The organism is Nocardioides luteus (assembly GCF_014648595.1).
GTDB classification, from domain to species: domain Bacteria; phylum Actinomycetota; class Actinomycetes; order Propionibacteriales; family Nocardioidaceae; genus Nocardioides; species Nocardioides luteus.
Window position 1 is genome coordinate 73,844 of the sequence record NZ_BMRK01000017.1, and the last position, 8,194, is coordinate 82,037.

Annotated in this window: 8 protein-coding genes and 1 pseudogene; 7 read left to right on the plus strand and 2 right to left on the minus strand. The window is 70.6% G+C overall.

Going from position 1 to position 8,194, the window contains the following annotated elements:
* Window positions 1-93 precede the first annotated feature (93 nt).
* The 4 genes from IEY81_RS18795 to IEY81_RS18810 all read left to right on the plus strand — a co-directional run bounded on the left by IEY81_RS18795 (window position 94) and on the right by IEY81_RS18810 (window position 3,979).
* Window positions 94-1,284 carry an acetyl-CoA C-acetyltransferase gene (locus IEY81_RS18795; protein WP_189120024.1) on the plus strand — a complete coding sequence of 397 codons (1,191 nt, stop codon included), beginning with the start codon at window positions 94-96 and terminating at the stop codon, window positions 1,282-1,284.
* Entirely contained in the window at window positions 1,268-2,251 is a 984-nt protein-coding gene (meaB, locus tag IEY81_RS18800) for a methylmalonyl Co-A mutase-associated GTPase MeaB (RefSeq protein WP_189120025.1), read from the plus strand. Before IEY81_RS18795 ends, meaB begins: the two co-directional genes overlap by 17 nt.
* Window positions 2,252-2,456: 205 nt before the next feature.
* Window positions 2,457-2,963 (plus strand): PH domain-containing protein, encoded by a 507-nt coding sequence (locus tag IEY81_RS18805; protein WP_189120026.1) that lies wholly within the window; start codon window positions 2,457-2,459, stop codon window positions 2,961-2,963.
* 50 nt (window positions 2,964-3,013) lie between these two features.
* Complete coding sequence (locus IEY81_RS18810) at window positions 3,014-3,979, plus strand: co-chaperone YbbN (protein ID WP_189120027.1); 966 nt, start codon at window positions 3,014-3,016, stop codon at window positions 3,977-3,979.
* On the opposite strand, the gene IEY81_RS18815 is transcribed toward IEY81_RS18810, so the two are convergent.
* Window positions 3,952-4,875: a LysR family transcriptional regulator gene (locus IEY81_RS18815; RefSeq protein WP_189120028.1), complete on the minus strand. Its 924-nt coding sequence runs from the start codon at window positions 4,873-4,875 to the stop codon at window positions 3,952-3,954. The two genes, IEY81_RS18810 and IEY81_RS18815, sit on opposite strands and share 28 nt — an antisense overlap.
* Before the next feature lie 36 nt (window positions 4,876-4,911).
* On the opposite strand from IEY81_RS18815, the pseudogene IEY81_RS18820 reads away from it, so the two are divergent.
* A pseudogene (locus IEY81_RS18820) lies at window positions 4,912-5,736 on the plus strand (EamA family transporter); the annotation flags it as partial.
* A gap of 72 nt (window positions 5,737-5,808) precedes the next feature.
* Here the strand turns inward: IEY81_RS18820 and IEY81_RS18825 are convergent.
* A complete protein-coding gene (locus tag IEY81_RS18825; RefSeq protein ID WP_189120029.1) occupies window positions 5,809-6,552 on the minus strand; it encodes an NUDIX domain-containing protein in 744 nt (247 codons plus the stop codon).
* Between the two features lie 92 nt (window positions 6,553-6,644).
* On the opposite strand from IEY81_RS18825, the gene IEY81_RS18830 reads away from it, so the two are divergent.
* Both IEY81_RS18830 and IEY81_RS18835 read left to right on the plus strand, forming a co-directional pair.
* Entirely contained in the window at window positions 6,645-7,241 is a 597-nt protein-coding gene (locus IEY81_RS18830) for a carboxymuconolactone decarboxylase family protein (protein ID WP_189120030.1), read from the plus strand.
* Window positions 7,238-8,119 carry an RNA polymerase sigma-70 factor gene (locus IEY81_RS18835; protein WP_189120031.1) on the plus strand — a complete coding sequence of 294 codons (882 nt, stop codon included), beginning with the start codon at window positions 7,238-7,240 and terminating at the stop codon, window positions 8,117-8,119. Before IEY81_RS18830 ends, IEY81_RS18835 begins: the two co-directional genes overlap by 4 nt.
* The last annotated feature ends 75 nt before the right edge of the window (window positions 8,120-8,194 follow it).

Sequence of the window (8,194 nt, forward strand, 5' to 3'; positions counted from 1 at the left end):
AGCCACACCCGACGGCTGTCAGCACTCTTCCCACTGAGGTTACTAATAAGTAACCTCGGAGGCGGATCAGCACCACAACTTCTTGGAGGACCCATGTCCAACGTCATCGTCGCCGGGGCGCGCACGCCGATCGGCCGCCTTCTCGGCGCATTCAAGGGCCTCAGCGCCGCCGACCTCGGTGCCGTCGCCATCAAGGGCGCGCTGGAGAAGTCCGGCGTCTCCGCCGACAAGGTCGACTACCTGATCATGGGCCAGGTGCTCCAGGCCGGCGCCGGCCAGAACCCGGCCCGCACCGCCGGTCTGGCCGCCGGACTGCCGGCCAGCATCCCGAGCATCACGATCAACAAGGTCTGCCTCTCCGGCCTCAACGCGATCGCCACCGCCTCGCAGCTGATCACCGCGGGCGAGGCCGAGATCGTGGTCGCCGGCGGCATGGAGTCGATGACCCAGGCTCCCCACCTGCTGCCGAAGTCGCGTGAGGGCTTCAAGTACGGCGACACCGCGCTCGTCGACTCGATGGCCTACGACGCCCTCTACGACCAGGCGACCGCCCAGGCGATGGGCGCCCTGACCGAGGCCGTCAACGCCGACCGCGACAAGGGCCTCTCCCGCGAGGAGCAGGACGCCTTCTCCGCGCGCTCGCACCAGCTGGCCGCCGCCGCGCAGAAGAACGGCACCTTCGACGACGAGATCGTCCCGGTGACGATCCCGCAGCGCAAGGGCGACCCGATCGTCGTCTCCGCCGACGAGGGCGTACGCGGCGACACCACCGTCGAGTCGCTCGCCAAGCTCCGCCCGGCGTTCTCCAAGTCCGGCACCATCACCGCCGGCTCCTCCTCGCAGATCTCCGACGGCGCGGCCGCCGTCGTGGTGATGTCGAAGGCCAAGGCCGAGGAGCTCGGCCTGGAGTGGCTCGCCGAGATCGGTGCTCACGGCATGGTCGCCGGCCCCGACTCCACGCTGCAGCTGCAGCCGGCCAACGCCACCGCCAAGGCGCTGGAGAAGGAGGGCATCTCCGCCGACGACCTCGACCTGGTCGAGTTCAACGAGGCCTTCGCCGCGGTCGGCCTGGAGTCGGCTGCCGCGCTCGGCATCCCGGAGGAGAAGGTCAACGTCAACGGTGGCGCGATCGCGATCGGTCACCCGCTGGGCTGCTCCGGCGCCCGGATCGTGCTCACCCTGGCGCACGAGCTCAAGCGCCGCGGCGGTGGCACCGGTGCCGCCGCGCTCTGCGGCGGTGGCGGTCAGGGCGACGCGCTGATCGTGCGTGTCCCGAACGCCTGACACGTCCGACCTGGTCGCGCGCGCCCGGGGCGGTGAGCCCCGGGCGGTCGCGCGGCTGGTGTCGTACGTCGAGAACGCTCCCGTCGGTGGGGGAGAGCGGCTCCGTGAGGTGATGGCCGCGCTCGCTCCCCATGGCGGGCACGCCCAGATCGTCGGCCTCACCGGCGCCCCCGGCGTCGGGAAGTCGACCACCACCTCGGCGCTCGTCCGCGAGCTGCGCGCGGCGGGACGCACCGTCGCGGTGCTGGCGGTCGACCCGTCCTCCCCGTTCTCCGGTGGCGCGCTTCTCGGTGACCGGATCCGGATGACCGACCACGCCACCGACCCCGGCGTCTTCATCCGCTCGATGGCCTCCCGCGGCCACCTGGGCGGGCTCGCCTGGTCGGCGCCGCAGGCGATCCGGGTGCTCGACGCGGCCGGCTTCGACGTCGTGCTGGTCGAGACCGTCGGCGTCGGTCAGTCCGAGGTCGAGATCGCCGGGCTCGCCGACACCACCGTGGTGCTGCTCGCGCCCGGGATGGGTGACGGCATCCAGGCCGCCAAGGCCGGCATCCTGGAGATCGGTGACCTCTACGTCGTCAACAAGGCCGACCGGGAGGGTGCCACCAAGGTCCAGCGCGACCTGCGCGGCATGCTCCGGCTGACCGACCGCCCCGAAGGCGCCTGGACGCCGCCGGTGCTCGCCGCCGTCGCCCAGTCCGGCAAGGGCATGCCCGAGGTCGTCACCGCCCTCGACGAGCACGCCGCCTGGCTGCGCTCCAGCGGCACGCTCGAGGCGCGGCGTACCCGACGGGCCCGCGCCGAGGTCGAGGCCATCGCCGTCGAGACCCTCCGCGCCAGGTGGACCACCGTCGACTCCACCGTCGACCTCGACACCCTCGCCGCAGAAGTGGTCCAAGGCAAGAAGGACCCCTACAAGGCCGCCGACACCCTCCTCGCCGAAAAGTCGAAATCCGACGCCGAGTAGTCGAAATTCGACGCCGAGACGTCAGAAATCGACGGCGAATGGCAGGACGTACGCCGGGCGTTGACCTCTCGACGTCGATAACTGACCCCTCGACGTCGATAATCGACGTATCGGCGTCGATTTCTGACTTCTCGGGGTGGGTGTTGTCCCGGCGTACGGCTTGTTCTGTCGACTCCCGCTCGGAGAAGTCACTATCGTTGTGGGTGTGAACCTCTTCGGTGTCGACATCTCCAAGCACCTTCTGCGTGACGAAGGTGAGGTCGTCGTCGACGAGGTGACCCACCACTGGGTCTCCTACATCCGGCCGGTGGCGGAGGCGATCCTCGGGCTCGCGCTGATGATCGTCGCGGCGACGATCGACATGAACGTCGCCTGGATCCTGGTGCTGGGTGCGTTCGGGCTGGTCGGGCATGCCTTCTGGCGGTCGCTGGTGGTCAGCCGCGACCGGTTCGTGGTCACCAACATGCGCATCTTCCGCATCCACGGCGTCCTCTCCAGCGAGCTGGCGACGATGCCGCTCGCGCGAGTCCTCGACATCACGGTCAAGCAGTCGTTCTGGGGCCAGATGCTCAACTACGGCCACTTCGTCTTCGAGTCGGCCGCGCAGGAGCAGGGCCTGAACGACATCCACTTCGTCGGTCGGCCGACCGAGCGTGACCTCACCATCCAGCGCGTCGTCCAGCGCGCCGGTCTGCGCGGCAGCGTCGGATAAACCCGCGGCGGGTGGCCGCGGCGCTGGAGTCTGCTCCTAGGATTGAGGGCATGACGCAGCAGCCGTTCTCCCGTCCCGGAGCCGTCGACCTCTCCGGGCTCGCCAGCACCCCTCCCGCCCAGAACGCCCCCTTCGGCGCTCCGGCCGATGCGGCGCCCGCCCAGGGGCAGAGCCAGAGCCTCGGCTCCTACACCGTCGAGATCGACGAGCAGATCTTCCAGTCGGTCCTCGAGGCGTCGATGACCGCTCCGGTCGTCCTCGTCTTCTACTCCGCCTCCCGTGCTCCCGAGAGCGTCACCTACGCGCGCGACGTCTCGACGGTCGTGGAGGAGTACGACGGGCGCTTCCTGGTCGGCCTGGTCGACATCGACAAGAACCCGCAGATCGCGCAGGCGCTCCAGGTGCCGCAGGTCCCGCTCCTCTACATCCTGCTCGACGGCCGGCCGGTCACTCAGCCGATCCCGGGCGCGCTCGGCCTCGAGGAGCTGCGCACGGTCTTCCAGCAGCTCGGCCAGCAGCTCACCACCCAGGGCATCGGCGGTCGCCACAAGCCCAACGCCATCGGTGGCGCCGCCGCGAGCGAGGAGGGCGCCGAGCCGGCGATGGACCCGCGTTACGCCCCCGCCCAGGACGCGCTGGAGCGCGGTGACATCGACGCGGCCGTGGCCGAGTACGAGAAGCTGATCGCCTCCAACCCCGCCGACTCCGAGGCCGCCGCCGGGCTGGCGATGGCCAAGGTCCTGCAGCGTACGCAGGGGGTCGACCTCAACGCCGCGCGTGCCGCCGCCGCGGACGCTCCCGACGACGTCGAGAAGCAGACCATGGTCGCCGACCTCGACCTGCTCGGTGGCCACGTGGAGGACTCCTTCCTCCGGCTGATCGAGCTGGTCAGGCGTACCTCCGGCGACGAGCGCAACAAGGCCCGCGAGCACCTGCTGGGTCTCTTCGCCGCGGTCGGCAACGACGACGAGCGGGTGCTCAAGGGTCGTCAGTCGCTGGCCTCCGCGCTGTTCTGATCCGCGCTGGCCTCGACCAGAGCGGAGACCACCGCGCCGACCGCCGGTGAGGCGGCCATCGTGCGCCGGTGCAGCGCGAGGATCTCCCGGGTGGGGACCGGGTCGACGACACGGATCGCGACCAGGTCCTCACCCAGCTCGGCCCGCCCGAGCCGGGGGACGAGCGCGATCCCGAGACCGGCGCGCACCAGCGCCAGGTGGCTGTCGAACTCCGCCGAGACGTGCGCGATCCGCGGCAGATGGCCGGTGCCGGCGTACATCCGGTTGAGCCACTGGCGACAGATGGTGCCGTCCGGGGTCGCGATCCAGTCCTCGGCGACGAGGTCGTGCGGCGTGACCTTGGCCAGCTGCGCGAGCGGATGATCGCAATGGGCGATCACGTCGGCGACGTCGCGGTGGAGCTCGGTGGTGACGAGGTGGTCGGGGATCGAGAGGGGCACGTCGCCCCAGGAGTGCACCACCCCGATCTCGCTGTGGCCGGTGGCCACGAGGTCGACGGTGTCCCACGGCTCGCGCTCGGAGAGCGTGAGCGTCAGGTCGGGATGGGCGGCGCGGAGCCTGCCTGCGACCGGCGCGATCAGGCCACGCATCGCGGTGGAGAAGGCGGTCAGCCGCAACCGCCCGGCCACGGTCGTGGCCTGCTCGTGCAGGCCGGCCTCCAGCGACTCCATGTCGGCGATCAGGCGCGAGCCCTCCTCGACCAGGTGGCGTCCGGCGTGGGTGAGCACCACGCCGCGCCCGATCCGCTCGAGGAGAGGTACGCCGACCTGTCGCTCGAGCCGCTTGACCTGCTGTGACACCGCGCTGGGGGTGAAGCCCAGGGCGTCGGCGGCCGCGACGACGGAGCCATGGGTGTCCACGGTGCGCAGGGCGACCAGTGCGGCGAGATCGATCATGAAGAAATGCTACGTCATTTGGTGAAGAAGCATTCGATGGTGCTTCATCGTCTTTGCCTTCATCCTGGAGGTGTGAACCGCCGTGACTCGTTGCTCGCCGTGCTCGTCGCCGTCCTGTGGGGCTTCAACTTCATCGTCATCGACTGGGGACTCGAGCCGCGCGAGGGTCACTCGGTGCCGCCGTTGTTGCTGCTCGCGGCGCGGTTCGTCCTGGTCGCGTTCCCGGCGGTCTTCCTGCTCCCGCGCCCGGAGGCTCCCTGGCGGGTGATCGTGGCGGTCGGGGTCTTCATGAGCATGGGCCAGTTCGGGCTGCTCTACACCGGCATGGCCGCGGGGATGCCGCCCGGGCTCGCCGGGCTCGTGCTCCAGGCGCAGGTCGTGCTCACCATCGTGATCGCGGCCGGTGTGCTCCGGGAGCGTCCGAGCCCGATGCAGGTGGCCGGGGTGCTCGCCGGCGCCGTCGGCCTGGTCGTGGTGGCGCTCGGCCGGGGCGGCCACGTACCCGCCGTCGCGCTCCTCCTCTGCCTCCTCGCCGCGCTGTCGTGGGCGATCGGCAACGTGATCTCCCGAGCCGCGAAGGTGCCCGGTGGCCTCGGGCTGACGGTCTGGTCGGCGCTGGTCGTGCCGCTTCCGCTGCTGGCGCTGTCGCTGGTGATCGACGGCCCCGACGGCGTACGCGACGGGGTGGCGGCCTTCGGGTGGGAGGCGCTCGTCTCCACGGCCTACACGGTGGTGCTGGCCTCGTTCGTCGGCTACGGGATCTTCAACTCGCTGCTCGCGCGGCACCCGGCGTCCTCGGTGGTGCCGTGGATCCTGCTGGTGCCACCGGTCGCTATCGGCTCCGCGTGGCTGCTGCTCGGTGAGGTGCCGAGCGCGGGTGAGCTCACCGGCGGCGCGCTCCTCGTCGTGGGAGCGCTGGTCGCGCAGGGAGTGCTACGAGCGCCCCGACTCGGTGTAGCCAGGGCCGCCCCGCAGCGCGGCCAGAGCGGCCTCGACGCGGCGGGTGGTGAAGTCGGCGGCCCGCTCCCGGACCTCGTCGATGGTGCAGAACGCCACTGAGCGGATCTCGCGCGGCTGCAGGGTGGCCTGCTCGAGGATCGTCGGCGCCTGGACGCCACCGTCGAAGACCAGGCAGACGGCGTCGTCCCAGCCGCCCCACGGCGGCAACCAGTCGGTGAGCAGCAGGTCGCCGGCCGGGATGACGAGCGAGAGCTCCTCCTCGATCTCGCGGACGGTGGCCAGCTGCGGCGACTCGCCGACCTCGACGATGCCGCCGGGCAGGTCCCAGTCCTTCTTGTAGGTCAGCTGACACATCAGCACGCGCTCCGCGTCGTCGCGCACCAGCATCTGCCCGATCGCGCGCTTGCGCGGGAGGAACGAGTTGAGCAGCGCACGGAAGCCCTCCGGCGCCTCCACCGGAGCATCGCTCGCGACCCGGGCGTAGAGCATCCGGTCCTTGCCGCCGGCCACACCGCGCAGCAGGCCCTCCCGGTGGAGCCCGGACCAGGTCGCCGTCCGCTGCTCGGTCACGTCGTCGGGGTCGACCAGCGCCTCCACCCGGTGATGGGTGAGGAGCGCGGCGGCCACCTCGCGGCGTACGACGTCGACGGCCTCGCCCGCGGCCCACTCGATCCGGGCCACGCCCTCGGCAACGGTCGTCGTCTCTGGCTCGCTCACGCTCCAACCCTAGCGAGCCGAGCTGTCACAACTCGGTGACTGCCGGTGTCTGGATGGTGACGAGACGCTCGAGACGACACAGGAGGGCGAGGATGCCCAGCACGTTCAGGATCCCGAAGGCAGAGCTGACCGGTCTCTACGGAGCGGCGGTGAGGCGGGTCAGCAAGAAGATGTACGGCGAGGTCCCCGATGTCGGCTACGTCTACTTCCACCACAAGCCGCTCCTGCGGGCGGTGATGGGCTTCGAGGCGAAGGTCGGCAGATGGAAGGCGCTCGACCCGACGTACAAGTCCCTGGCCGAGCTCGCCGCCGCGAGCACGATCGGCTGCAGCTGGTGCCTCGACTTCGGCTACTACCTGGCCCGCAACGAGGACCTCGATCTGGCGAAGATCAGCCAGGTGCAGGTGTGGCGCACCTCCGATGTCTTCGACGAGACGGAGCGCAAGGTCATCGAGTACGCCGAGGCGATGTCGTCCACCCCGATGACCGTCACCGACGAGATGGTCGCGGCCCTGCTCGCCGAGCTCGGCACCGAGGCGATGGTCGAGCTGACCCAGATGATCGCGCTGGAGAACATGCGCTCACGGTTCAACTCCGCTGCCGGGCTGCAGAGCCAGGGCTACTCCGACGTCTGTGAGGTGCCGCTGGCTCCGGCGCCGGCTGATTCGTCGGTAGGGTCGCAGGCATGAGCGACGACGCCACCACCGAGGTCTTCGTCGCCCACCGCAACCTCCTCTTCACCGTCGCCTACGAGATGCTCGGCTCGGCCGCCGACGCCGAGGACGTGCTCCAGGAGACCTGGCTGCGCTGGGCCGACGTACCGCTGGAGGAGGTCCGCGACCACCGCGCCTATCTCGTCCGGATCACCACCCGCCTCGCACTCAACCGCATCCGGACGCTGTCGCGTCGCAAGGAGACCTACGTCGGGCCGTGGCTGCCCGAGCCGCTGCTGACCGCGCCGGACGTCGCCGAGGACGCCGAGCTCGCCGACTCGCTCTCGACCGCGGTGCTGCTCGTGCTGGAGACGCTGTCGCCGACCGAGCGGGCGGTCTTCGTGCTGCGCGAGGTCTTCGCGCTCGGTTACGACGAGATCGCGGCGGCTGTCGACAAGTCGCCGGCCGCGGTGCGTCAGATCGCCCACCGGGCGCGCGACCACGTCGCCGAGCGCCGGCCCCGGGAGTCGGTCTCCGCGGCCGAGGCACGGCACGCGCTCGAGCGGTTCCGTGACGCCGCGACCGGCGGTGACCTGCAGTCGCTGCTGGACGTGCTCGCGCCCGACGTCGTGCTCTTCTCCGACGGCGGGGGAGTGGTGCAGGCCGCCCGCAACCCGATCCACGGCGCCGACAAGGTGCTGCGGTTCTTCGCCGGCCTGGCGACGAAGTATGGCATCCCGCGCTTCGAGCTCACCGAGGTCAACAGCGCCCCGGGCATGCTCCTCTACTTCGATGAGGAGGTCGACGGCGTCGTCACCCTGCACGTCGAGGACGGCCTCGTCACCGGCCTCTACTACGTCCGCAACCCCTCCAAGCTCAGCGGCGTGGCCGAACAGGTCCACCTCGAACGCTGACTCGGCGCGTCTGCCCCGTGATTCGCCGAGTCGGCGCGTCTGTCTCGCTGGGAGTCGTCGAGTCGGCGCGTTTGC

Excerpts from the sequence above, each read along its gene's own strand:
- IEY81_RS18810 (WP_189120027.1), top strand. The coding sequence starts at position 3,014 with ATGACGCAGCAGCCGTTCTCCCGTCCCGGAGCCGTCGACCTCTCCGGG.
- IEY81_RS18835 (WP_189120031.1), top strand. The coding sequence starts at position 7,238 with ATGAGCGACGACGCCACCACCGAGGTCTTCGTCGCCCACCGCAACCTC.
- IEY81_RS18795 (WP_189120024.1), top strand. The coding sequence starts at position 94 with ATGTCCAACGTCATCGTCGCCGGGGCGCGCACGCCGATCGGCCGCCTT.
- IEY81_RS18815 (WP_189120028.1), bottom strand. The coding sequence starts at position 4,875 with ATGATCGATCTCGCCGCACTGGTCGCCCTGCGCACCGTGGACACCCAT.
- IEY81_RS18830 (WP_189120030.1), top strand. The coding sequence starts at position 6,645 with ATGCCCAGCACGTTCAGGATCCCGAAGGCAGAGCTGACCGGTCTCTAC.